16 protein-coding genes and 5 pseudogenes are annotated in these 24,571 nt (G+C 71.4%); 9 read left to right on the top strand and 12 right to left on the bottom strand.

The window, feature by feature from the left end; all coding sequences use genetic code 11:
- Positions 1-159: 159 nt before the first annotated feature.
- The 5 genes and pseudogenes from AB0N31_RS14425 to AB0N31_RS14405 all read right to left on the bottom strand — a co-directional run.
- On the bottom strand, positions 160-3,075 hold the full coding sequence (locus AB0N31_RS14425) for an AAA family ATPase (RefSeq protein WP_366058680.1): 2,916 nt from the start codon (positions 3,073-3,075) through the stop codon (positions 160-162).
- Positions 3,076-3,337: 262 nt separating this feature from the next.
- A complete protein-coding gene (locus AB0N31_RS14420; RefSeq protein ID WP_366058679.1) occupies positions 3,338-6,475 on the bottom strand; it encodes a type 2 lanthipeptide synthetase LanM family protein in 3,138 nt (1,045 codons plus the stop codon).
- Positions 6,476-6,631: 156 nt separating this feature from the next.
- Positions 6,632-7,372, bottom strand: a complete 741-nt coding sequence (locus tag AB0N31_RS14415; RefSeq protein ID WP_366058678.1) for a peptidase E — start codon at positions 7,370-7,372, stop codon at positions 6,632-6,634.
- A 52-nt stretch (positions 7,373-7,424) separates the two neighbouring features.
- Positions 7,425-7,637, bottom strand: a pseudogene (locus AB0N31_RS14410) (transposase family protein); the annotation flags it as partial.
- A 33-nt stretch (positions 7,638-7,670) separates the two neighbouring features.
- Positions 7,671-8,006, bottom strand: a pseudogene (locus AB0N31_RS14405) (transposase); the annotation flags it as partial.
- A gap of 126 nt (positions 8,007-8,132) precedes the next feature.
- On the opposite strand from AB0N31_RS14405, the pseudogene AB0N31_RS14400 reads away from it, so the two are divergent.
- Positions 8,133-8,486, top strand: a pseudogene (locus AB0N31_RS14400) (IS6 family transposase); the annotation flags it as partial.
- Between the two features lie 119 nt (positions 8,487-8,605).
- Here AB0N31_RS14400 and AB0N31_RS14395 read toward each other — a convergent pair.
- Both AB0N31_RS14395 and AB0N31_RS14390 read right to left on the bottom strand, forming a co-directional pair.
- The gene (locus tag AB0N31_RS14395) at positions 8,606-9,151 is read right to left on the bottom strand and encodes a hypothetical protein (RefSeq protein ID WP_366058677.1); all 546 of its coding nucleotides are present in this window, start codon (positions 9,149-9,151) and stop codon (positions 8,606-8,608) included.
- Between the two features lie 71 nt (positions 9,152-9,222).
- Complete coding sequence (locus tag AB0N31_RS14390) at positions 9,223-10,137, bottom strand: hypothetical protein (RefSeq protein WP_366058676.1); 915 nt, start codon at positions 10,135-10,137, stop codon at positions 9,223-9,225.
- Between the two features lie 115 nt (positions 10,138-10,252).
- Between AB0N31_RS14390 and AB0N31_RS14385 the strand changes: the two are divergent.
- The 5 genes and pseudogenes from AB0N31_RS14385 to AB0N31_RS14365 all read left to right on the top strand — a co-directional run.
- Positions 10,253-10,378 (top strand): annotated as a pseudogene (locus tag AB0N31_RS14385) (RNA polymerase sigma factor SigF); the annotation flags it as partial.
- A gap of 393 nt (positions 10,379-10,771) precedes the next feature.
- A complete protein-coding gene (locus tag AB0N31_RS14380; protein WP_366058675.1) occupies positions 10,772-12,064 on the top strand; it encodes an IS256 family transposase in 1,293 nt (430 codons plus the stop codon).
- Positions 12,065-12,588: 524 nt separating this feature from the next.
- The gene (locus AB0N31_RS14375; RefSeq protein WP_366058674.1) at positions 12,589-13,866 is read left to right on the top strand and encodes a lectin; all 1,278 of its coding nucleotides are present in this window, start codon (positions 12,589-12,591) and stop codon (positions 13,864-13,866) included.
- 384 nt (positions 13,867-14,250) lie between these two features.
- Positions 14,251-15,188, top strand: a pseudogene (locus tag AB0N31_RS14370) (alpha-amylase family glycosyl hydrolase); the annotation flags it as partial.
- A 117-nt stretch (positions 15,189-15,305) separates the two neighbouring features.
- Positions 15,306-15,653 carry a DUF1330 domain-containing protein gene (locus AB0N31_RS14365; RefSeq protein WP_366058673.1) on the top strand — a complete coding sequence of 116 codons (348 nt, stop codon included), beginning with the start codon at positions 15,306-15,308 and terminating at the stop codon, positions 15,651-15,653.
- A gap of 22 nt (positions 15,654-15,675) precedes the next feature.
- On the opposite strand, the gene AB0N31_RS14360 is transcribed toward AB0N31_RS14365, so the two are convergent.
- A complete protein-coding gene (locus AB0N31_RS14360; protein WP_366058672.1) occupies positions 15,676-16,098 on the bottom strand; it encodes an ATP-binding protein in 423 nt (140 codons plus the stop codon).
- A gap of 253 nt (positions 16,099-16,351) precedes the next feature.
- Here AB0N31_RS14360 and AB0N31_RS14355 point away from each other — a divergent pair, with 253 nt between their 5' ends.
- Positions 16,352-17,317 (top strand): expansin EXLX1 family cellulose-binding protein, encoded by a 966-nt coding sequence (locus tag AB0N31_RS14355; protein WP_366058671.1) that lies wholly within the window; start codon positions 16,352-16,354, stop codon positions 17,315-17,317.
- A 20-nt stretch (positions 17,318-17,337) separates the two neighbouring features.
- On the opposite strand, the gene AB0N31_RS14350 is transcribed toward AB0N31_RS14355, so the two are convergent.
- Entirely contained in the window at positions 17,338-18,099 is a 762-nt protein-coding gene (locus tag AB0N31_RS14350; RefSeq protein WP_366058670.1) for a hypothetical protein, read from the bottom strand.
- A gap of 101 nt (positions 18,100-18,200) precedes the next feature.
- Between AB0N31_RS14350 and AB0N31_RS14345 the strand changes: the two genes are divergently transcribed.
- A complete protein-coding gene (locus tag AB0N31_RS14345; RefSeq protein ID WP_366058669.1) occupies positions 18,201-18,710 on the top strand; it encodes an SRPBCC family protein in 510 nt (169 codons plus the stop codon).
- Positions 18,711-18,865: 155 nt separating this feature from the next.
- Entirely contained in the window at positions 18,866-19,600 is a 735-nt protein-coding gene (locus tag AB0N31_RS14340) for a D-Ala-D-Ala carboxypeptidase family metallohydrolase (RefSeq protein WP_366058668.1), read from the top strand.
- 82 nt (positions 19,601-19,682) lie between these two features.
- Here the strand turns inward: AB0N31_RS14340 and AB0N31_RS14335 are convergent, their stop codons facing one another.
- From AB0N31_RS14335 to AB0N31_RS14325, 3 genes are all read right to left on the bottom strand, one after another.
- Positions 19,683-20,156, bottom strand: a complete 474-nt coding sequence (locus tag AB0N31_RS14335; RefSeq protein WP_366058666.1) for an NUDIX domain-containing protein — start codon at positions 20,154-20,156, stop codon at positions 19,683-19,685.
- Between the two features lie 24 nt (positions 20,157-20,180).
- Complete coding sequence (locus AB0N31_RS14330) at positions 20,181-21,146, bottom strand: YihY/virulence factor BrkB family protein (RefSeq protein ID WP_366058665.1); 966 nt, start codon at positions 21,144-21,146, stop codon at positions 20,181-20,183.
- 108 nt (positions 21,147-21,254) lie between these two features.
- Entirely contained in the window at positions 21,255-24,524 is a 3,270-nt protein-coding gene (locus tag AB0N31_RS14325; protein WP_366058664.1) for a LamG-like jellyroll fold domain-containing protein, read from the bottom strand.
- Positions 24,525-24,571: the final 47 nt, after the last annotated feature.

Genomic DNA, 24,571 nt, shown 5'->3' with positions numbered 1-24,571 from the left:
ATCACCGGACCGGCGGAAACGGACCGATGCCAGGGACGGGGCCGCTTCAGCCGAATGAAGACGGCCCCTCATGGACGCGGTGCGGCTGGCGCGTACAGAGCTTCACGCCGGTCCGACGAGGACGGCTTTGCCCCACTCGCCGGGATCGGCCGGGAACCCCTACGCGTCCCGCAGGGCGGCCGACCATGCGCACAGTTCCGCGCGGTTCGCTGCCCCCGTCTTCGTGACCAGACTCGCAATGTGCTTTTCCGCCGTGCGCGGTGAGATGAACAGCCGGTCGGCGATGTCCTTGTTGCCCAGGCGCTCCGCCAACAGCCGGAACACCTCGAACTCCCGCACCGTGACGCCTTGAGCACGCAGCCGGTCGGGAATACCGCTGGTGCCGGTGCGGTGCTGGTGCACGGAGACGCCGAGCCGGCGCAACCCGGCCCGGCAGGCACCCGTGACAGCCTGGACGTTTCGCTCGTGGAAATAGTGCTCCGCCCGACGTAGCCAGCCCACCGGATCGCCCCAGCTGTCTTGGTGCGCCGCGTCCGCGATGAGTCGCAGCCCGAGATGCTGGGCCAGCGGGTACGGCTCGGCCACCGCCATCGCGGCCTCCACCGTGGCCGCCGCCTGCTCACCCGCACTCTCGCGGCCCAGCAGCACGGCATCGCCCAGCAGCACGAACTGACGGTTCCAGCGCATGCGGGCGGCGGCGGTGGCGGTGATCTCCTTGTGCCGGGCCCGGTCCGCGTCTCCGGCGAGCACGTCCAGCAGCAGGGCCAGACCGTGGGTGCCGCCGAGGTGGTAGGTCGAAGGGTTGCCCGCCTCCAGCGCCAGCACCTGCCGCAGCTCCTCCCGGGCAAGGTCGCGGTCTTCCTCCAGCAGGGCGCAAAAGGCCCGCGCCAGACCGTGGCCGAGCGCTTCCTCCTGCGAACCGGCGCCGTCCCACTCGGCGAAAGCCGCCAGCGACTGCTCCATCGCCGCGCGGTCGACATGGTGGGCGGCCAGGACCGCCTGGGCCATCAGGACATACCGTACGACGGGCGCGATACGTAGCCTTCGTACGACGGCCATGCACTCGGCCGCTGTCGATCGGGCGGTGTCGTAGCGGCCGCGCAGCACCGCGTCCAGCACGAGGATGCCGTCCACGGTATGGACGATGTTCACGGAGCCGAGCCGCAGTGCCTCCTCGCGGACCGCCAGTAGGCCCGCGGTGTCACCGTCGGCCAGCCAGGCGTTGCCACCGAGCCGGGTGGCCGCGTACATGCGCTGCAGAGGGAGACGGTGGCGCTCGGCCGTGGCCAGTGCCTGCCCGAGCATCGCCGCCGACTCCTCGGGGTCCCGCTCGCGGGCGACGGTCGCGAGCAGTTCCCGGGCCTGGCAGGCGACGACGGGCAGGCCGTGCCGTTCGGCGGTGTCGGCGGCGGACCGGGCCAGTTTCTCCGCGTGCTGGGTGCGGTCGGGCCCCGGCGTGTCGAGTGCCAGGTAGGCGGCCGTGACGTCGATGGCCGCGGCGGTCGACTCGTCCGGTGCCGTGGCCAGCACCTCACGGGCGCGAGCTATCTGCCGGTTGCCGTCGCTCCACCGGCCTGCCGTGTGGGTGACCTTGGCCAGCCGGGTGTGCAGAGTGGCCAGGCGGACGGGACTCAATCCCGAACCGTCCAGTGCGTGCAGGTCCTCGGCCAGGTCGAGGGCGCGGGTGAAGTCACCGGCCTCCGCGAGGGCCGGCAGCAGGTTCTCCAGCACCATGGCGCGCGACTGCAGATCGCCGGCGTCGGCCAGCAGGCTCTCGGACCGGCTCAGCAGGGTGACGGCGGAGCCGAGCGCTCCGGCCGCCAGCGCCCGGCCGCCCGCGTCCGCGAACAGCAGGCCCGCCTCGACCTTGTCGCCTGCCGTGCTGCGCAGCCCGGCCGCGAGCGGGCACCAGTCACCGGCCAGGTCCGGATGCAGTTCCTCGACCGCCTCCGCGCCCCGCCGGGCCAGGTCCGCGCGCAGGCTCGGGGTCATCTGCGTGAACAGGGCCTCCACGGTGAGCGAGTGACGGAAGGAGTACCAGTCCGGCGCGGGTTCGTCGGGAACCACCAGCCGCGCGGCCACCCCGGCGTGCAGATGGCTGAGCAGGGCCCGGTCGTCGATGCCGGTCATGCGTTGTAAGACCGTGAGCGGAAAGCGCCGTCCGAGCACGGCGGCGGCCGACAGCAGGGTCAGGCCCTGCGTGCCGAGTCGGTCGATACGCCGCAGAATGCCACGCGCCAGCGACGAGGAGACATCGCTGCGGAGGTTGTCGACGGCTCGCCAGCCTTCCGGCCCCTGCACCAGGGTGCCGGCTCCGATCATCGACTGGAGCAGTTCCTCGACCAGGTACGGGCTTCCTGAACTGTCTTCCCACAGCCGCTCCAGGACGGCCTCGGGCACCTGCTCCGGGCTGTCGGCTCCGAGCTGCGCCGTGATCATCTCGTGCGTTTGGGGCCGGGTCAGCGGCGGCAGTTCCACCAGGGTGGCGGCGCCGCGCCGACGGGCGGACTGCGCGAGGTCGAGGGCGTCGCTGAAATCCGTCCGGACCGTGGCGAGCAGTAGGACGGGCGAGTACTCCAGGTTGTCCACCAGGTATTCGAGAACGCCGAGCGTTTCCGGGTCGGCGTCGTGCAGGTCCTCCAGCAGCAGCAACTGGCCCTGCCCGCGCCCCGCGGCGATGAGCAGGCGCAGTACGGCCTCGCCCAGGATCACCATGGAACTGCTGTCCCGTTCTCCGGTGTCCCAGTCCGGGATCAGCCGTCCGAGGACCGGCCGGTAAGGGCCGAGGGCCAGGTCGTCCATGGGTTCGCCGCTGCGGAAAAGCGACATCAAGGCTTCGGTGAGCGGTCGGAACGGTACGGCTGGTCCCGTGGTGCTGCTGCGGCCTCGCAGCACCCGCATCCCGGCGTCCAGTGCCCCGCCGACGGCCTCTGCGGCGACCCGTGACTTGCCGACACCGGACTCTCCCACCAGGAACACGACACCGCCGCGACCCTGGCGTGTGTCGGCCAGGGCCTGATCCAGCAGGGCCAGTTGAGAGTCCCGCCCGACTAAAGAAGGCGTAGGGGAACGCATGAGCGCCGATAGTAATCGGACATCGCGGCTTGCGGCAGGTCGCGCGGCTGCGGACTGGTTCCACCGCCGCCGCGACGTGCCGAATACAGGCCGTCGCCATCATGTCCACGGGAACCGGCCCGGTGCCACCGCGATGCGGGAAGGAGGTGCTGAGCATGCTGATGACGCCGCTGGCGAGCCCATGGCGGCCGGCGCACGAGTGCGGGCGCTAACCGGATCGCGGTATGCGAGCGTGACGCGAAGTCGTGGGGAGGGGGATCGGTCAGTGACTGGAATCTTCCAAGAGCAGCAGGGACGGCACGGTTTCGGGGTGGGCGAGACGGAGGAGTCCGTAGCCGATGCCGGACAGTCCCGTCAGCAGCCCGGGGGAGGGGACGTGGTCGGGAGTGGCGCAATGATGGCTTTGCGTTTCAACCAGTGCGAGTACTTGTCCGGAATACCGGGGCAGCGCCCTGGCGGCCACCGTGTCGCCCCGCCCGGCGAGCACGGCCAGCGCCTCCAGCGTGCCGAGCATGCCCCGTTCGAGACTCAGATGGGGGTGCACCTCGGCATTGGCCAAGGAGGGTGTCAACGCGCTGGCGGCGCTCAGGGGTGCAGCGGCGGCCACGCCTGCAAGCCCGGTGCTCCAGGAGAGGTCCACGGGCGTGGTCTTCACGGTGCGGACCGCGGCACGCAGCAGCGTGTCGGCGGCTTCCGCGTGCGCGGCGGCGCGCTCCGGGCGACAGCCCGCGTAACGCTGCAGAGCCCAGCCGATCCCGGCCGCGCCGTCCGCGAACCCGGGCTTGCCGTCGACGACCGTGGCGTCCACGGGCGGGCCCGGTCGGTCTGGTTTGCGCACCGTCGCCAGCAGCAGGTCCGCCACCGCGTCGGCCAGCCGCAGGGCCTCAGGTGCTCCGGTCGCTTCGTGCGCCGCGACGGCGGCGGTCAGCGCCCCGGCCGCACCACCGGCCAATCCCGGATCGGAGCAGGCGGCGACGGCGTGTCCGAGCGCGGTGAGCGCGTCCGGCAGACAATTCGTCAGGTCCTGATGGAGCAGGGTCGACAGCCTCACGAGCGTGTGGACGACGCCGGCGAGACCGGCGTAAGCGCCGGGTCCGGCCGCCGCGCTCAGTTCGGGATCGGCGGCCAGCGCTTTCATCAAGGCGGGCAGCGGCCGGAGCGTCTCCTGAGCCAGCGCGGCATATCGACCGGCCCCGGTCAGTGCGTCCGCCTGCGCCAGGAACAGCGCCACTCCGCAATATCCCTGCCCCAGCCCGGCGCCCATCGGCAGTACGGCCCAGTGCGGCCCCGAAACCTGCTCCAGACCCAGCCAGTTGGTCCGGCCGCCGCTGCGTACCGCGCGGGCGGCGATCTCGTCGGCGATGCCGCACACGGCGGCCAGCAGCCGCGAAACGTCCGGCACGACCGCCGGGAGCGGAGCGAGAGCGAGTTCGGAACGCCGTGCCAGGGGCGAACCGGTGCCGCGTGCCGCCAGCGTGGCCGAGATGATCCACTCCTGGTCGTGGCAGTCGATCTCGTCCATCCGGGCCAGCTTCTCGCCGACCGAAGTCAGGGCGGCCACTGGCAGCACGTCCGGCAACCAGGTGCCATCGGCCGTCCGGACCCCCGTACCGGACGGCCGATGTACGAACAGGGGGACGTCACCGCGCCACAGCTCCGCGGTCTCGTGCTCGATCAGGCGCTGGCGCGCCTCGTCGTGTTCCGACTCGGTCCACAGCACCGCGAACACACCCTCCCGAGCCAGGGCGTCGCCGAGCAGCGAAGGGTGGGCGGACTCCTCCAGCAGCGTGGTGTAGAGACGCGTGGAACGCGTGATGAGCCGCGCGGGGCTGTCCGCGTGCTCCGCCAGCGGCCCACCTGGCGCGAGCAGGTCGCGACCGTGCGCGGCTAGCGCCGCGTAGCCGGCGCGGAATCCCTCCAGCAGGGCCGCCCTGTGGTCGGCTATTTCCAGAGGCACCCCCGCGGGCAGCGGCTGGTTCTGCGCGGCCGGGCTGAGTACCGCTCCCCGTACAGCCCGCATCGTATCCTTGCCGCTGTCCTCCCAGTACAGGCCCTCGCTCGGGAAGACACCCTCGGTATTGCGGCCCAGCGCGGAGATGTCGAGCGCGCCGTGCTGGCCGATCAGCAGGTGGGGCAGCAGGCAGGTGCGGTGCACGGAGGCCTGCAGGGCGTCCGCGGCCGGATCGGCGCCGGCCGTCATGGCCTGTTGTGGAAGACCGGTGTGCAGCAGGGTCTCCGCGTCCACCAGAACCGGCTGGTCACCACAGGCGATGACGTTCTCGTAGTGCATGTCGGCGCCGTCCACCGCGTACAGCAGGGCCAGCAACATCCCCTGGCGCCGGTAGAAGGCGTCGGTCTCGGTGCCCGACTGGCACCAGCGGTGCTCCACGAACTCCAGCCAGCCGTACTCCGGCCGACGCACACTGCGCGGCGTGCGCAGCGCGAGGCCGGGAACCTTGGCGTCGAGCCAGGTCGCCAAGTCGTCCAACAGACCGTGCTGCTCGAGCGGCCGGGGCTTGTACACAAGTCGGCCGCCGTCGGCGAAGCACAGGATCGCGACCGCCCGGTTGCCCTGGTGGGCGTCACCCAGACCGAGATTCACCCCGGCCAGCGCACCGGGCGCACACCCGTCGAGGAGCTTGATGACCAGGTCCTCCCGGTCGGTCTGGAACCGCGTCACCAGCTCCGCCACGGCCTCCGCTGCGTCCAGCGCGGTCCGCGCGAGCATCCGGGCCAGCACCGGGTAGGTCGTGAAGAGCGCGGACAGGCCCGGCCGACTGCCGGTGGCGGCGATGAACGAGGCGAACCGCTCACGCGGGTCCGCACCAGCGAGCCGCCGGGCGCCCCGGGCCTGGGACAGCTCATGGACCAGGGTCCGAGCTGCCTGCCGGGTTAGCTGCTCAGTCAGCCGCTGCTCGAACGCATCCCGCCACACGGCCTGTTCGCTCGCGGGAGCATCCACCGTACGGAGGGCAAGCCGGTCTGCAGCCGGGATGACAAGCGGCCGTACAACGGCCGCGAAGACATGGGGACCCGTACCGTCCGCGGTCGGCTCGTCGAGACTCTCGGGGGCGGCGGCCAGTGCTGCCTCGATGTAATCGGCCCAGTCGGGCTTGGCCACGCGGCCGGCGAGGCGCTCGGCGGTTTCCGCGGCCAGGGCCGCCGCAGTCGCCCCATCCACCCTGAGGTGCGCCAGCCGCAGAGCGAAGCCCTCTCCGTCCCCGAGGTCCCATGGAGCGTGCTCAGCGGCAGAACTGGTGGACGCCGCCGGGACACCGGGTGCGGCGAGCCGCTCCGCGAGGGTCAGCGCCGGGGCCCACCAGGCGAGCGGCAGGCGGGCGCTGAGCGGAGTCGGGAGGCTGGCGGTCCGGGAAGCCGGGAGGTCGGCGGTCTCAGTCACGAGGAAGAAGGTGCCAGACCTGCGCGACCCCCACATGGGGAAGTGACCCCCATATTCCTGCGCACCCACACCGATCGGAAGAGCTCACCGTGGAGACACCCGGTATCGGCGGTAACGGCCGGTCGCATGCGCACCCTGGGCGGTGCCCAGTGCTGCTCAGAACCGAGGCGCAGGCAGCAGCCGCGGTTCGATCCGCTCCTCCACCACCTCGGCGCCCTCGCGATCGACCACGTAGGCTGCCTTGCCCGGCAGTTCCGCCACGGCCTCGACCAATTCGGTGCCTCGGTAGACCAGACCCACTCCGTCGTCCGTGCAGTGAGCGGTCCGGAAGGCGCCCTCAGCGACCATTCGGTGGATCAGCGGCCGCCGACCCGCGTCAGAGTCGTAGTGCACGCCATTGCCGTACGGCAGCAAGCCCAGCCCGTCGGTGACCGGACGCAGCCCGGGGCCGAAGGAGTCCGTCGCGCCGCCCTCGAACCAGCAGAGGGAACCCGCACTGATTCCGGCGAGCACCACGCCCGCCCGCCACGCACGCCGCATGATCACGTCCAGGCCGTGCACCCGCCACACCGCGAGCAAGTTGGCCACCGAACCCCCCATCACCCAAACCACGTCGTGCGCGAGGACCGTATCCTCGACATCCTCGACATTCGGCATGGGAAACAGTTGCAGGGGAGTGAGGTCGTAGCCCGCCACCCGGGCCGCCTCCGTCACCCGCGCCGTCACGTGCTCGGCGTCACCGGTCGCCGTGCCGACGTACAGGACGCGAGGAGGCCTGCCGTGCACGCCGGACAGGTCGACCGCGTAGTGGACCAGGGCATCGAAGAGCAGCCGGGTGCGCGTACCGGCACGGTGCCCTCCGGACGTGGCGAGGATGGTCGGTTCCGCAGCGGTCACATGCGTGATCGTAGCGCCCCGAACTGCCTCTGCGAATGAGCGTTTTCCGACCTCACGTTGAGGTGCGGTGAAGGACGACGACGGCCTTCACGATGCCGGTGGTCCGGTTGGTGCTGCAGCGGAGCTTTCGCAGCAGGCGCCAGCCCTTCAGGACGGCCATGGCCTGCTCGCCGACGCGCCGGACCTTGGCATGACTGCTGTTGTGCCGTCGTTTCCCTTGCTTGAGCCGACGGCCCCGGAACGGGACGCGGAGGGAGCGGCCGCGGCACCTTGGTACGCCTTGATGCTCCTATGGACGTCAAGCAACTGATGCCAGGCGGTCTCTGCGGGGCCGGGTGAGCGCGTGGTAGACCTCGCGGGCCATGAAGCGTTTGAGGCAGCGGATGATGTCCTTCTTGGTCAGCCCTTGCTGGGTGCGGCGCGCGACATAGGCACGGGTGCGAGGGCAGTGGCGCATTCGCACTACGGCGATCATGTGGAGGGCCCGGTTGGCTTGTCGGTCACCGCCGCGGCTGAGCCGGTGGCGGTCCGTGCGGCCGGACGAGGCCGGGACGGGGGCGGCCCCGCAAAGAGCGGCAAAAGCGGCCTCCGACCGCAGGCGTTCGGGGTTGTCGCCAGCTGTGACCAGCAGTTGTCCGGCGGTCTCGGTGCCCACTCCGAACAACGGCGGCCAGGTCAGGAGCGGCAGCTGTGGTGAGAGCGGTCAGGTGGGCGCTGTCACGTTGGTCGGCCGGGTGGGCTGATCTCCTGGTTGATCTTGCTCTTCATCGAGATCAACGGTGAGCAGCGGTACCTGTGGCGGGCCGTCGACCAGGACGGCAACGTGTTGGACATCCTGGTGCAGAACCGGCGGGACAAGGCCGCCACCAGGCGCTTCTTGCGCAGGCTGATGCAGAAGACCGGTGCGGTGCCGCGGGTGATCGTCACCGACAAGCTCCGCTCCTACGGCGCTGCCCACCGCGAGGTCATGCCCTGCGTCGAGCACCGGCAGTCGAAGTACCTGAACAACCGGGCGGAGAAAAGCCACCAGCCCACCAGGCAGCGCGAACGGGCGATGAAAGGCTTCCGCTCCGTGGGCGGAGCACAGCGGTTTCTGTCCGCATTCAGCAGCATCACGCCCCACTTCCGACCCCGCCGCCACCTGAGCTCCGCACACGACTACCGCGCCGAGATGACCGTCCGTTTCGCGCTTTCGGGAGGAGTGTGCGGGCTGGCCGTGACGTCGCCTGGCGGTTACGGCCGCGGCTGGGTGAACAAGCCCTGCTCGGTCTCGACCAGGATCCCGCGCTCGGCGAGCCGCTTGAGCTTCAGACGGGTGTCGTTGATGTTGTTGGGCGCGATCTCCAGGTCCATCGCCTCGCACACCTGCCTCGCTCGTAGCGGCATATCGGCTGCGTCGAACACCGCCATGATCTGCTGGTAGGCCGGATGGTCCGGCAGCTTCGGGGCCGGCGGCGCGGGCAGTTGCGGATCGGGCAGCGCCAGCAGCGTCTTGCGGGTGATCCGGACCTCCTCGGCGGACCGGTCGAGTTCGTCCAGCAGTGCGGTCAGCTGCGCGATCTGCTCCCTCGTCGCTTCGGCCTGCACGGCGATCTCCCGTTCCTGCTCCTCCAGCCGCGCCAGTACCGCCCTGAGAGTCAGCTCCCCGCCGGTCATGTGCTGCGCCAAGGCCGCAGCGGTGGCCCCGGTCGGCCGGCGCAGTATCACCGCGGTCATCGCCCAGGACACCCGCGACTGCGAACTGCGCGGCAGGCGCTCGTAGTCGTGCTGGGAAACCACGCCATGCAGCTACTCACCTGACGCGAGCAGATGCGTTGAGCGTCATACGTTGTTGACGGAAAGTTTGGTGTTCAACGCGCAGGAGTCAGGGCTGCTGCCTGCTGGGGCTGCTCCTCCGGGTGCGCCTCACGCCCGCCAAACCATGCCACCGCGACCGCGCCTGACACCGCCAGGACGAAACCGAGCACAGCCATCCAGGCGAGACCAGCCCGTGAGGCGTCGCCGAGCCAAAGCACGCCGATAGCGCCGGGCAGCACGGTCTCACCAACGACCAGGGCGGCCGTGGCCCCGTTGACCGAACCGATCTGCAAGGCGACGGTGTGCAGGTACATCCCACCTGCGCCGGCCGTCACGATCGCGTACAGGGCCGGATCCGTAAGCACGGCGGCCGGATCGAAGGGGGCGAGGCCGTTCAGAACACGTACGCCCACGCCGAGCGCGCCGAAACCGAGTCCGGACAGAAGGCCGGCAAGGATTGCAGCGCGGGGACCGAGGAGGCGTACCACGAGCGTGCCGCCTGCCATGAGAGCAAGCGAGATCGCCAGGAGCCACCAGTGCGTGGAGATCGGGAGGCCGTGTGCACTGCCCTCCTCGCCCGACGCCGTTGCAAGCAGAACGAGCGCCACGCAGACCACGCCGATGGACGTCCACTCGGCGCGAGTCAACCGGATACCGAGGAGCCTGACACTCAGCACGGCAGTGATGATCAGGTTGGCGCTGATCACGGTCTGCGAGAGAAACAGGGGTAGTAGCCGAGCAGCCAGTGCACCCAGCGCGAAGCCCACGAAGTCAAGGATGGTACCGACCGCGAATTCCCAGGTCATCGCGGCCTTCACCGTCGATGAGAGGCTGGGCCCGCCGTATTGGGTGCGGCCGGTAGCGGCCGCGTAGTTCTGGGCGGACCTGCGGGATCCCACGGCCTGCAGGACTGAGCCTGTGCCGTAACAAACGGATGCCGCAACGGCGGTCAGCAAGCCGATCAACACAATTCGCTCCGTTCCTGGTGGGCACCGCCTCAGCGCCATCTCGGTTGACCAGACGGCGTACGGGTCTGGAGCGTTGCCTCGCTGTCAGCTTCGCCGACCGCCGACCGCCGACCGCCGATTCCGTGAGCGGGGTGGCTGCGCGGCAAAGGGCGTCATACAGGTCGGCATGATCGGCCTGATCAAGGTCACCGACCAGTTCGGCCTGTCACCCGAGGTCGAGTTCACCTCCTCCGCACTACCCCAGGCCGCGATTACGCCGTGCCCAAGGAGGCCACCGAGGCGGCCGCCGGGCGTTGAAGCCGCTCAAGCTGGACGAGAGCCGGATGAAGCGCGGACGCGCCAACTCGTAAAGTTCCGATCAATCCCCGGACTGCCGCTCCGGAGCTCGCCGAGACGGTACCCTCCCCGCCCGACTGTCCGGCGCCCCACGAAAGACAACGACCATGATCATGGCACGACCCGCCCTGGACCCCGATCTACGTGAACTCCTGGCCGGCACATGCCCCTCATGTCCCGGCTCAACCCGGAAGTCCTCGCGCAACTGCACCAGCTTCCCTCGCCCCCATCGAATCTCTCCTCTAAGGGCGGGACTGTAAATCGTTCGGTGTAACTCCCGATCATGGAGGATGCATCGATGACCAGTGAGAACGTGGCCAAGGACGAGGCCGGCGAGGCGGTGGTGGCTGTGTCGGCGAAGGCCGTGGACGACCAGCTGATCGACGAGCTGGTGAGCCGGGCCCAGGCCGAGGGCCTGCAGCTGACCGGCGAGGGCGGGCTGCTGCAGCAGCTGACCAAGCGGCTGCTGGAGTCCGCCCTGGAGGGCGAGATCACCGACCAGCTCGGCTATGACAAGCAAGATCCGGCGGGTAAGAACGGCGGCAATTCTCGCAACGGCACACGCTCCAAGACCGTGCTGACCGACGTCGGCCCGGTGGAGATCGTTGTGCCCCATGACCGGGACGGCTCCTTCGAGCCGAAGATCGTCGAGAAGCGGCAGAAGCGCCTGACCGGTGTCGACGAGATGGTGATCTCGTTGGCTGCGAAGGGTCTGACCACCGGGGAGGTGCAGGCCCACCTGGCGGAGGTCTATGGCGCCGAGGTCTCCCGCCAGACCGTCTCCACCATCACCGACAAGGTCCTCGAGGGCATGGCCGAGTGGCAGAGCAGGTCCCTCGACGCCGTCTGTCCGGTCGTCTTCATCGACGCCATCCACGTGAAGATCCGCGACGGCGCGGTCGCCAACCGGCCGATCTATGTGGCCCTGGCCGTCACCACCGAGGGCCGGCGGGAGATCCTCGGCCTGTGGGCCGGGGACGGCGGCGAGGGCGCCAAGCACTGGCTGCACATCCTCACCGAGATCAAGAACCGCGGCGTCAGCGACGTGCTCATGCTGGTCTGCGACGGGCTCAAGGGCCTGCCCGAGGCGGTGGAGACGGTCTGGCCGAAGACGATCGTGCAGACCTGCGTGGTGCACCTGCTGCGGAACTCCTTCCGCTATGCCGCCCGTCAGGACTGGGACAAGATCGCCAAGCTTCTGAAGCCGGTCTATACGGCGCCGACCGAGGAGGCCGCCCTGGAGCGGTTCGCCGAGTTCGCCGACGCCTGGGGCCGGAAGTATCCGGCGATCGTGAAGTTGTGGGAGAACGCCTGGGAGGAATTCACTCCCTTCCTGCGGTTCGACGCCGAGATCCGCCGGATCGTCTGCACGACGAACGCGATCGAGTCGGTGAACGCGCGGATCCGGCGGGCGGTCAAGGCTCGTGGGCACTTCCCGAACGAGCAGGCCGCCCTGAAGTGCGTCTACATGGCGATCATGTCGCTCGATCCCACCGGCAGGGGCCAGGCCCGCTGGACCATGCGCTGGAAGACCGCGCTGAACGCCTTCGACATCACCTTCGACGGCCGACTCTCAGCGGCCCGCCAGTAACCCAACCATCCCGGTTACACCGCTCGTTTGACAGACCCGTTGGACGACGGCAGCGCCGAGGCTGTCTCCCCGCTCCCGGCGGAGGGCGGGAATTCTCGGACGGCGGCTCTCGAACAGCCCCGTCGTCCGCGAACCGGGAGTGCCGGCGCGCCGGCCCTGGCCGTCGGCTTCTCCCGGACGGCCTTGCCCGGCAGTCGAGTCCAGGCCGTCCACGGCTTTCGCGACAGGCCCTGGTACCGCGACACCGTCTCGCCGAAATCCGACGGCAGGATCCGGCGCCGGTGAACGGTCCGGCCCGGACCGTCGGTCGCCGTACACGTCGGCCGGCCCGGGCGAGCCCCGTCTGGTGGTCCATACCAAACCCTTGACAGGCGTATTGCTCACTCCTTAAATCACATAGTGAACTAAGCGTGTCCCCCCCCACCGCCCCCATGCTGCGCCGACCAGTCGATCCCGTCCGCATGCATATATGTCATGTGCATGCAGTCACTGGTCTCCGCGTCATGCTCGACGAAGGGAGAGTCATGGACTCCCCGCGTTTTCCCCGCCGCCTCCTGTGGTCCCTCGCCCCGCTCCTTGCCTTCGCGTCGCTGTCCACCGGGCTCGCCCAGGGCGCGTCGCCCGCGCCGGAGGCCGCCGCACCCGCCGTCGCCGAGGCCCGGGCGGCCGCCGTCACCTTCTCCGACGAGTTCGACGGGCCCGCGGGCGCCGCCGTCGACGGCGCCAAGTGGCAGATCGAGACCGGCGACAACGTCAACAACCACGAGCGGCAGTACTACACGGCAGGCAACCGCAACGCCGCCCTGGACGGCCAGGGCCATCTGGTGATCACCGCCCGCCGCGAGAACCCCGGCGACTACCAGTGCTGGTACGGACGGTGCGAGTACACCTCCGCCCGGCTGAACACGGCAGGCCGGTTCACCACCACGTACGGCCACGTCGAGGCCCGGATGAAGATTCCGCGCGGCCAGGGCATGTGGCCCGCCTTCTGGATGCTGGGCAACGACATCGGCCAGGTCGGCTGGCCGAACTCGGGCGAGATCGACGTCATGGAGAACGTGGGCTTCGAGCCGTCCGCCGTGCACGGCACCCTGCACGGACCCGGCTACTCGGGGTCAGGGGGCATCGGCGCCGGGTACACCCTGCCCGGCGGGCAGGTCTTCGCCGACGCCTTCCACACCTTCGCCGTCGACTGGAGCCCGAACGCGATCACCTGGTCCGTCGACGGCACGGTCTACCAGCGGCGCACCCCCGCCGACCTCGGCGGCCGGCAGTGGGTCTTCGACAAGCCCTTCTTCCTCATCCTCAACCTCGCGGTCGGCGGTTACTGGCCCGGGGACCCCGACGGCAGCACGGCCTTCCCGCAGCAACTCCTGGTCGACTACGTCCGCGTCAGCACCGACACCGCGCAGCCGGGCGGCAGCGGCCCCATCACCGGCGTCGGCGGCAAGTGCGTCGACGTGGCCGGGGCCGGCACCGCGAACGGCACGGCCGTACAGCTCTACGACTGCAACGGCACCGCCGCACAGCGGTGGACGGTCGGCGGCGACGGCACGATCCGCGCGCTCGGCAAGTGCCTGGACGTGGCCTCCGGGGGCACGGCCGACGGCACCCTCGTGCAGCTCTGGGACTGCAACGGGTCCGCCGCCCAGCAGTGGGCCGTCCCCGCCGCGCGGGACATCGTCAACCCACAGGCCGACAAGTGCCTGGACGCGACCGGCGGCAGCTCGGCCAACGGGACCCGGCTGCAGATCTGGACCTGCACCGGAGCGGCCAACCAGAAGTGGACGGTGACCCGTTGACCACGCGCCTGCCGCACCGTCCCGCGGCGACCGGGCCGGGCCTCACCGCGGCCGGTGCCTGACCCGCTCCCCTCGCGTCACCGCGCACGGGCCGGTGCCAGCGCCGCCCGTGCCGCGGCGAGGATCTCGTCGGACAGCAGGGAGCCCTTGACCGCGCGGGCCAGGACGACGGCGCCGACCATGGTGCTCAGCCGGGCGAGGCCGTTCTGGTCGTCGCTGGCGAGCCGGGCGGCGAAGTTCCGTACGCCTTCCGCGTAGGGGCGGTGGGCCCCGGCGTCGCCGCCGTCACGGGCCGTGTCGGCGGCGAGCGCCGCGGCGGGACAGCCCGTGGCGGCGTCGTCCCGGTGCCGGGGGACAGGTACGCGGCGATCACCTGTTCACCCCCCCCAGCAGTCCGACCTCAACCGGGCCCACCCGGCCGTCCGCGAGGAACACGAGGACGTCCTGCGGTCCTGGTTCGAGCGCGGCGTCGCGGGCGTCCGCATCGACTCGGCCGCCCTGCCCGTCAAGGACCCCGTCCTGCCCGACTTCGTCGAGGGCCGCGACCCCCACCCCTACGTCGACCGCGACGAACTCCACGAGATCCACCGCTCCTGGCGGCGCGTCGCCGACGCCTACGGCGGCGTCCTCGTCGGCGAGGTCTGGCTGCCGGACTCCGAGCGCTTCGCCCGCTACCCGCGCCCCGACGAACTGCACACCGCCTTCGACTTCACCTTCCTCGCCTGCCCCTGGGGCGCGGCCCGGCTGCGCACCCCCACCGACCTGGAGCTGGGCACCCGCCGGGTCCGTGCCGCCGCTCTCCTCACCCTCGCCCTGCCCGGCTCCGTCTACCTCTACCAGGGCGAGGAACCGGGCCTGTCCGAGGCGGACGTCCCCCGCGACCGCATCCAGGACCCCATGCACTTCCGCTCCGGCGGCACCGACCCCGGCCGCGGCGGCTGCCGCGTCCCCCTGCCCTGGACCGCCTACGCGCCCCACGCCGGCTTCGGCTCGCGCGTCGAGCCCTGGCTGCCGCAGCCCGCCGGCTGGTCCGCGTACGCCGCCGACCGCCAGGCCGCCGACCCCGCCTCGATGCTCACCCTCCACCGCACCGCGCTACGGCTGCGCCGCACCGAACCCGGTTTCGCCGACGGCCCGTCGGAGTGGCTGCCCGCCCCCGACGGCGTTCTCGCCCTCCACCGAGCGCCCGGCCTGCTCTGCCTGGTCGACCTCGCCGCCACCCCGGCCGTCCTGCCGGACCACCAAGCAGTCCTCCTCACCAGCGGCCCGCTGGACCCGGACGGAGACCGCCCACCGACACCGCGGCCCGGCTGCGCGCCTGAGTCCGTGGCGGGCGCGGTCCGCCGCCGTGCCCTACCTCCCGGGTAATCGACCGCGGCTCTCCCACGGGGCAGGATCGTGGCCGTCGAGAGCGCCCCACCGGACGGAAGGACACCATGATGTCTGCCTACGCGATCGCCCACCTGCAGGAGGCGGCACCGCACCAGGAGATCGCCGAGTACATCGAGCGCATCACCGCTACCTTCGAGCCGTACGGCGGCCGCTTCCTCGTGCACGGCACACAGCACGAGGTGATGGAGGGTGCCTGGCCCGGTCATGTCGTGGTGATCGGTTTCCCCTCGATCACCGAGGCACGGGCCTGGTGGTCCTCCGCCGCCTACCGGGAGATCGCGCCCCTGCGCGCCCGGCACATCGAGGGCGACATCGTCCTCGTCCCGGGCGTCCCCGCGGACTACGACGCGAGCCGCACGGCGGAGAGGATGCGCGAGGCGCTGCCCGCTCGCTGACGGACCTCGGGCACCCGTGCGTTCAGCTCCGCCGTTCCTCGGCCGCGGGCGGCCTGAAACAGGCCGTGATCGTCTTCCCGTGCGGGCAGGCATGCGCCTCCCAGCTGTCGGCCAGGGCGTCGACCAGGAACATGCCCCGCCCTCCGACCCGGTCGGTGCTGGGCTCCCGGGGAGCGGGCAGCTCGCCCGAGTGGTCGTGGACCGCGATGTGCAGACAGCGGCTGTCCCACGCCATGACGAGCTGGGCGTTGCTGTGGGCGTGCCGATGGGCGTTCGTGACCAGCTCGGAGACCGTCAGCAGAACGGCGTCCGCGGTCTCCGGGGCCTCGGTGTTCCAGCCCAGCGAGTCGAGGTGTTCCCTCGCCCAGTCGCGGGCGGCCTTCACCGAACTGTCCATCGGCAGAGTGCGTGCCCACCCGACCGCCCGCAGCGCCGACCTGTCCATCGTGACCCCTTCCCTGGATACGTTCTGACGGGTTGGCGGGTACCCCGGGATGCCGAGGTGAGGCGTGGCGCGCGGCGGACCGCGCGGCGCGCCCGCTTCCTGCTCCCCCCGCTTCCCGGCGTCCCTCCCCGCCCCGGCACCGGTGCCCCACCTCTTCGGCGGGACCCGCGCGCGGAAGAACGGGCGGCAACCTTTTCGCGGCGGGCGGCGACCGGGTGACGTGAAGTCGACCCGCTCTTCCGAACGGACGGACATGAAGACCAAGAGGCACGCCGCGCGGCGCCGCCCGAGCACGCGCGCACGGTGGACGACGACGGCCGCGGCGCTGGTCGCCACGGGCGTACTCGTCTGCCTGGTGGTGGCACTGCGCCCCGACGGCGACGCCGATCCCGGACGCACCGTCGCGGTACCCGCCGCCGACGCCCCGTCGAGCACCGTGACGCGCCCGCCGTCCGCCCCGCCGTCCCCCTCCCCGTCCCGCCCGTCCTCCGCGTCGCCCACGGCGAGCCCCGGTGCGAGCCCGTCGAAGACCCCGGCGGCGACGCCGGGGGCGCGCGCGTCGGCGTCGAGCCCCGCGCGGGCGGTCGCCGCCGAGCCGCCGCCGGCGGGCCGGATCCGCCCCGGTGTCACCTACCGCGGACTCGCCACCCACTACGACGCCGGGGACGGCGACGGCGCCTGCCTCTTCGGCCCGAGCGACGACCTCATGATCGCGGCGATGAACCACGCCGACTACGAGACGTCCAGGGCGTGCGGGGCCCACCTCCGCGTCCGTGCGGCGAACGGCGCCTCCGTCACGGTCAAGGTCACCAACGAGTGCCCGTTGCCCTGCGCGCCCGGTCAACTCGACCTCAGCAAGCAGGCGTTCGCGAAGCTCGGCGCTCTCTCGGCCGGGGAGATCCCGATCACGTGGACCCTGTTGAGCCCGAGCACCCCCGACACCGTCGCGGTCCGGTACAAGACCGGTTCCACCCGGTACTGGTGCGGCATCCAGGTCGTGGGCCACCGCAACCCGGTGGCCCGACTGGAGGTCCGGGACGGCGGCACCTGGCACCCGCTGCCCCGCGCCGAGTTCAACTACTTCCTCTCCGAACGGGGCACCGGCTGCGGAGGCCCCCTGCGGATCACCGACATTTATGGCGAACAACTCCGGTTCGACGGCGTCGCGGTGCGCCCGGACGTCCTGCAGCCGACCGGGCTCCAGTTCCGGCGGCACTGAGTTCCGGCGTGCGCCGGCCGTCAGGCCACCCGGTCGCCGGCCGTGACCCGGTGGACCTCCAGGCCCGGCGCGGCCAGCAGTTCGGCGACGAGTTCGGGGGACCCGCCGACGTACGTGCTCACCAGGTCCACGTCGCCGCCCAGGCACCAGGCGCGGTCATCGGGCCACCACAGGTCGGGCAGTTCGGCGAACTCGTCCAGTTCCACCGGGCTGACGGCCTCGTCGAGGGTGCCGGACAGGAGCACCTCGTCCCGGCCGGGGGTCTCGAACGAGGGGTACCGGTCGAAGTCCCAGCGGCCGTAACCGTGCCACAGGCCGAACCAGCAGGTTCCGGGGGTCCGGGTGTGCCGGGCCAGGACGGGGATCAGGGACAGGGCGAGAGCGGGCGGGGTCGGCCCTTCCGCCGGATGCTCGTCCCAGACGCCGGGCAGGCCGTACCCGGAGGCGTTGCGGTGGTGGAGGTCCGCGCCGATCACCTCGTGCCAGGAGGTGTCCGGTCTCACGACACGCCCCAGGGCGGCGGCCACCGTCGTCCACCGCACCGGCCGCTCGTCCAGCGACGCCGGATGCAGCACCCGCGCGTAGGCCGCGAACCCGGGCGCGGCGACGCCCGCCACGGTCCCGAAGTCACCGTGTCCCGGGGACCGTTCGGTGAGCCACTCGGCCGGACGCAGATCGGTGGACCGCACGTCGAGGCGTCCGTACCGCTCGGGGGCAGGCTCCCTGTGCAGCAAGAGGTGGTCGTCGGCCCCGAAGGGGCCCGGAAGGGCGTCGTCGTTCATCCCGCCCATCATGCACGCCGCCGGGAGGCACGTCGTACGATCGACGCTACTCGCCAGTAGCGCATGTGCCGGTCATGCGTTCCCGTCCCGTAGGAGGCCCCGTGGCCCGCATCCTCACCGTGAGCCGTGACATCGTCGTCGATGTCCCGCCCGCCACGGTCTACGACGCGGTCAGCCGGCCGGCGGACATGGGGCGCTGGAGCCCGGAGAACCTCGGCACCTCGCGGCGGACGCCGGTCGGGCCGGCCGTGGCGGGGACGTCGTTCGAGGGTCTCAACAAGCGGGGGAGGTTCCGCTGGGTCACGCGCTGCACGGTGACGGCGGCCGAGCCCGGCCGCCGGTTCGCCTTCCGCGTCCACGCCATCGGCATCAGGCGGCCCCGCCTGCGCGGGCCGATCGCCACGTGGGAGTACCTCCTCGAGCCGGTGGGCGACGGGACGCGGGTGACGGAGTCCTGGACCGACGACCGCCGGGCGTGGCCGGACGCGGTCGCCCACGCCTTCGACAAGACGGTGACCGGGGGCCGTACGTTCGCCGAGTTCCAGGTGCGCAACATCGAGATCACCCTGCGCAACCTCAAGAGGGAACTCGAGGCGGCCTCCCGGGTGTGACGCGTCCGCGCGGACCGTCCCCCGCCGGGCGGCCCGTCACCCGGTGAGGGACCGGGCGCCGTTGACGCGCGTAGCGCGGTGCTCCACTCTGTGCACGGGCCGCCGTCGAGACGGGGGCGGCCGGTCGGTACCGGAGTCGACGGTCGGGAGGCCGGATGTTCGGACGCGTGTCACGTCTGCTTGTCTCGTTTGTCATGATCATGGGGGGTGCGGTGGTCGGGGTGGGAGCCACCTCGGGCACCGCGCACGCCGACGAGTGCTACACCTGGAGCCGCACCCTGTCCGAGGGGTCCTCGGGAAGCGACGTCACCCAGCTCCAGATCCGCGTCGCGGGATGGGTGACCTCCGGCGAACGGCTCTCCTACGACGGCCAGTTCGGCGCGCGGACCACCGCCGCCGTCAAGAAGTTCCAGGCCGCGTACGGCCTGACCGCGGACGGTGTCGCGGGATCGCAGACCTTCAGCAAGCTCTACGCCCTCCAGGACGCGGACTGCACCCCCGTCCACTTCGGCTACGCCGAACTCAACAGGTGCAACTCCGACTGGTCCGGCGGCGCCGTCTCCGCGGCCACCGCGAAGGCGAACGCCCTCAAGACGATGTGGAAGCTCGAGGCCATGCGGCACGCCCTCGGCGACGTGCCGCTCACGGTCTCCAGCGGCTTCCGCTCCTACGCCTGCAACAGCGCGGTCGGCGGATCGTCCACCAGCCGCCACCTCTACGGCGACGCCGCCGACCTCACCGGATCGCCGACCCTGTGCCGGCTCGCCCAGCAGGCCAGGACCCACGGCTTCTCGGAGATCCTCGGCCCGGGCTACCCCGACCACAACGACCACACCCACGTCGCCCTCGACCCGTCCCCGTACTGGTCCGCACCCACCTGCGGCATCTGAGTCCACGCAGCTCCACGGCACGCCGGTCGCGCCCGGTCCGCGGTCGGGAGGCCCGCGCGGCGGCCCCGGGCCCGCCCCGCACTCAGCCTTCCGACCGCCCCCACGGGCCGTCCGGCACCAGGGCGCCGAGCACGGCCGGCAGCCGTGGCGGCTCGACCCGGTCCGGCAGCGAGCGCAGCTCCGGCCACGCGACCCAGCGGTGCGTGTCCAGGGCCGCCCGCTCGCCGGGAAGGAGACAGCTCCCCACGACGGTCGGCCGCTCCTCGGCGTACCGCGCCAGGAAGAAGCGCTCCGTCCCGACGTACCGCCGGCCGTTCCACCACACGTCCCGGTCCACCGGCACCGAGCGGTCGACGACCGCGGCCGGGTCGAGCCCGGTCTCCTCGGCCAGTTCGCGTCGCGCCGCCTCCAGCGGTGTCTCGCCCGGCTCGATCCCGCCGCCGGGCGGCTCCCACAGCAGGCTCCCGTCGAACGGATCACGCCAGCGCAGGAGAAGCACCCGACAGGCGACGTCCAGGCAGATGACGCGGGCGGCGGGCCGGTGTGTCGTGTCCACGGCCCGACGGTATACGGCGAGGGCTCAGGAACCGGGCCCCGGGTCGGGCCGGACCGGATCCCCGAACCCGGCCCGTGCCGCCTCCAGCTGGGCGGCGAACGCGATGCCCAGGAACAGGGCGACAGCCGTGACGTTGGCCCACAGGAGCAGCGCGACGAAGGCGGTCGGCGGTCCGTGCACCGAGCCGAACGACGAGCTCGTGCCGACGTACAGCGACAGCAGCCAGGTGGCCCCGACCCACAGGACCAGGTGCACCGCGCTGCCGAAGGCGAGCCAGGTGTGGCCGGGCTGCCGGCGGCGCGGGGACCAGCGGAAGACGACGGCGGAGGCGATCCACGCGAGCGCCAGGCCCACCGGGATCCGCACCGCGTTCCACCAGCGGTTCCCACCGGCGCCGGACCCCAGGGTCTCGGCGACGGCGTCGCCGAGCGGCCCGCCGGCCACGACCGCCACGAACCCGAGGACCAGCGGCATCCCGGCCCCGAACGACAGCAGCAGGGCACGTCCGTACTTGCGGGCGAACGGGCGGTCCCGCTCGATGCCGTAGATACGGTTGGCGCCCCGCTCTGTCTGGGCCATCGCCGAGGCGAGGTTCAGCACGGCGGACCCCAGCCCCAGCCACAGGGCGAGGGTGCTCCACACGTCGCCGTGCGCGCTGCGCCGCGTCCCGGCGAACGCGTCGTCGACCACGCCGGCTCCGGCACCGGGCACGATGTCCCCGAGCGTCAGCTCGACGATCCGGCCCACGGAGTCGGTGTGCACGGACGTCGCCAGGCCCACCAGGGCCAGGGCGAAGGGCACCAGACCCAGCACGACCTGGAAGGCGAGCGCCCGCGCGTTGGTGAAGCCGTCGGCGTACCGGAACCGGGCGAACGAGTCGACGAGCAGGGAGAAGCCGCCGTAGCGCCGCAACGCGGCCAGCGCCTCGTCGCCGGACAGCTCCTCCCCGATCATGTCCCTGGTCTGCGGCACGTGGACGGCGGTACCCATCGTGGACAGGCTCCCTGTGCTCGGCCGGAGCTGCCTCCGGGTCTCCGCCGGTCCGACTGCCCCGGACCGGCAGACCCTGTCCCGGCACCGCCCGCCCGGACCCGCCGGTCACGGTTTCTCCCGGCCGTGCAGGGCGCTCACCTCCTCCGCGGTGAGGGCCCTGTCGAAGGCGTGGACCTCGTCGACCGCTCCGTTCCAGAAATCGGTGTCGGCGCCGTTCCACTGGGCGCGGCCGACGGCGAGGGGGCCGGAGCCGACGTAGGCGGGACCGGCGTCGGCCGTCGCCGCCGGTACGCCGTCGACGTACAGCGTGATCGTGCCGCGCGCGCCGTCCCGTACTCCGACGAGGTGGTACCAGCGGCCGCGTTCGGGGGTGATCGCCAACCGGGCGCGCTTCTCGCCGGGGGTGCTGAAGGCGAAGGCGCCCTGCCCGTACTGGAGGTAGAACGGGCTCGCCCGGCGCCGGCCGTCCTGGCTGACCGCGGTGGCGTAGTTGCCCGGCAGCGCGTCGAGGGCGACCCAGGCCGACACCGAGTAGCTGCCCGTGGTGTCCAGCACCGGGCCGTCGGTCTCGGCGTACTGTCCCTCGCCGCCGAACTTCAGTGCGCTGCCGCTGACACCGGGTGTCCAGATGGTGCCCTCGGAGAGCTTCAGGCCCTTGTCGTTCGGGCCGTCGTCCTTCGCGGTGGTACCCGTGCCCTCGTCGAGGGACCAGCGCCCGCCGCCCTTCAGCTCCTTCCGGTCGCCCGCGGCGGCACCGGCCGCGATCACCGCGCGGTTGATCTCCCGGACCCGGACCGGGTCGACCTTGATCTCCCGGCGGTCGTAGGTGTACAGGCCGTTGAGCTCGTTCTCGAGGTCGGTGATCTGCGTGTACACCGAGCCGGACAGTTCGGCCCCGGCCTGGTCGAGGTAGTACCGCTCGGTGTTCTCGACGTACGTGCGGGTCAGCGCCTCCTTGTCGGCGACACCGCTGTAGATCACCGTGGGGGTGCCCGGCCACAGGTGGCCCGGGACGCGCAGGGTGAAGCCGCCGTGCTCGCCGTCCATCGCGGCCCGCGTCCGGTCGGGGAAGGCCGGGTCGGTGTTGTTGTAGTCGTGGTGGTCGATGATGTCGCCCTTGCCCGAGTCACCCTTGGAATTGCAGCAGTTGACGCCGCTGTGGGCGTTGACGACCCGGGACGGGTCGGCGGCCTTCACGGCCTCGGCGATACGTCCGCTCTCCTCGCGGTCCCATTCGCCCCAGCCCTCGTTGAAGACGGTCCAGCCGATCACGGAGGGCGCGTCGTGGTGCTGGCGCATCATCTCCCTGCCCTGGTCGACGAACGCCTTCTGCCCCGTCGGGCCGGTGATGTTCCCGGAGACGAAGTCCTGCCAGACCAGCAGGCCCAGCCGGTCCGCGTGGTAGAACCAGCGCGCCGGCTCCACCTTGATGTGCTTGCGCACCGCGTTGAAGCCGAGCCGCTTGTGCGCCTCCAGGTCGAAGGCGAGGGCCTCGTCGCTGGGCGCGGTGTACAGCCCGTCGGGCCAGAAGCCCTGGTCGAGCGTGGCGAGGGAGAAGACGGGCTTCCCGTTGAGCACCAGCTTGCGGTAGCCGCCGACGTCCGCGATGCCGACCTCGCGCATGCCGAAGTAGCTGCCCACCCGGTCGGTGGACCTGCCGTCGGTGAGCTTGACGTCGAGGTCGTAGAGGTAGGGGTCGTCCGGGCTCCACAGGTGCTGCTCCGCCACGGGCAGACGCAGTTCCTCGTTGGCCGGCCCGCTGACCCGGCCGACGACCTTGCCGCGCTCGTCACGGGCGACGGCCTCCACGCGCGCCTTCGTGGAGGCGCCCTCGGACTCGACGGTCACCGCGAGGCTGCCGGTGTCGATGTCGGGGGTCGTGACTACGTTGTCAACGGAGGTGTCGGCGACCGGCTCCATCCACACCGTCTGCCAGATGCCCGACGACTGGGTGTAGAAGATGCCGCCCGGGTCGGTGGACTGCTTGCCCGTCGGCTGGTCGGCGCCCCCGGTGTCGGTGACCGCGACCACGATCTCCTGCGGCCCGGTGCCCGTGAGGGCGTCGGTGATGTCGGCGCCGAACGCGGTGTAGCCGCCGGTGTGTTCGGCGACCTTCCTGCCGTTGACCCAGACGCGTGACTGGTGGTCGACGGCACCGAAGTTGAGCTTCAGCCGGTTGCCCCTGCCGACCTTCCAGTTCTTCGGCACGTCCACCAGCCTGCGGTAGAACATGTGGTCCTCGTGCCGCTCCAGTCCGGAGAGCTGCGACTCGACCGGGAACGGCACGACGATCCGCTCGTCGAGAGCCCTGCCGAACACCGGCTGCTCGCCCGCCTCGGCACCGCTGAACTGCCAGGGGCCGTTGAGGTTCTTCCACTTGGCGCGCACCTGTTGTGGACGGGGATACTCCGGCAGCGGGTTCTTCTCGTCGAGGGCGTCGCCCCAGACGGTGGTGAGCCGGTGCGTGGAGGCGTTCCGCGCCGAGCGGACGATCCGGGGGACGGTCTCGGTGCCGGACGTCAGGCCGCCCCGGCCGTCGTAGGTCACGCGGACCTGCTGGCCCTTCTGGACCGGCTCCGTGAGCGTGACGTCCAGGGTGTTGCGGTCACCGGGGGAGACGGCGAGCGCGGCGACGGGCATCGCGGTGGTGTCGGCCTCGACCTTCAGGTGGTCCCTGGCGTCCTGGAGGCCGCCGACCTCGTTGTCGAAGCGGGCCCGCAGGTGTCGCCCGTCCTCGGCGACGGAGAGGTCGACCGGGTAGACCTCGAATCCCGCCGGAGGGGTGAACGCCGACTCGGGGACGAGCTGCTTGGGCATCGTCGGGGTCGACCAGCGCAGGAACATGGTGGACCCGCCGAGGTCCTGGAACATCTCCAGGCGGAAGTCGTGCGGCTCACCGGCGGTCAGGCTGACCGGCGCGCTCGTCTGTTCCCGGTCCCAGTCGGGTTCCCAGTGGTCGATGACCGGCCGGCCGTCGACGAACAGCCGGAAGCCGTTGTCACCGATGCCGTGGAAGGTGTAGTCGCCGGTCGCCGGCGCCGTGATACGACCGGTCCAGCGGGCTGTGGTGTGCTCGGTTCTCCCGGTCAGCTCCTCGAAGGTGCCGGTCAGCCCGGAGAAGTTGATCTGCGGTTCGAGCAGGGTGCCACCGAGGGTGGCGAAGTCGCGGGCTCCTGGTGCCGACATGCTGAAGTACTCGCCCTTCAGCCCGTGCACCTCGACGGCGGCCCCGCCGGGGGAGGCCGCCGGTGTGCCGGCGACCGGTTCCGCGGCCGAGGCGGTGGGTAACAGGCCGCCGGCGGGCAGCACCAGGAGGACTGCCGCGATCAGCAGCGTCCACAGTCTGGTGGCCGGCCGGCTGTGTCGTGTGGTCATCGAAACCTTTCTCGCGCAGCGGGCATCGAGCGGGCATCGAGCGGGGA

Origin of the sequence: Streptomyces sp. NPDC051051, assembly GCF_040682975.1 — a bacterium.
Taxonomy (GTDB): Bacteria; Actinomycetota; Actinomycetes; order Streptomycetales; family Streptomycetaceae; genus Streptomyces.
This window is presented reverse-complemented; position numbering and strand designations above follow the sequence as displayed.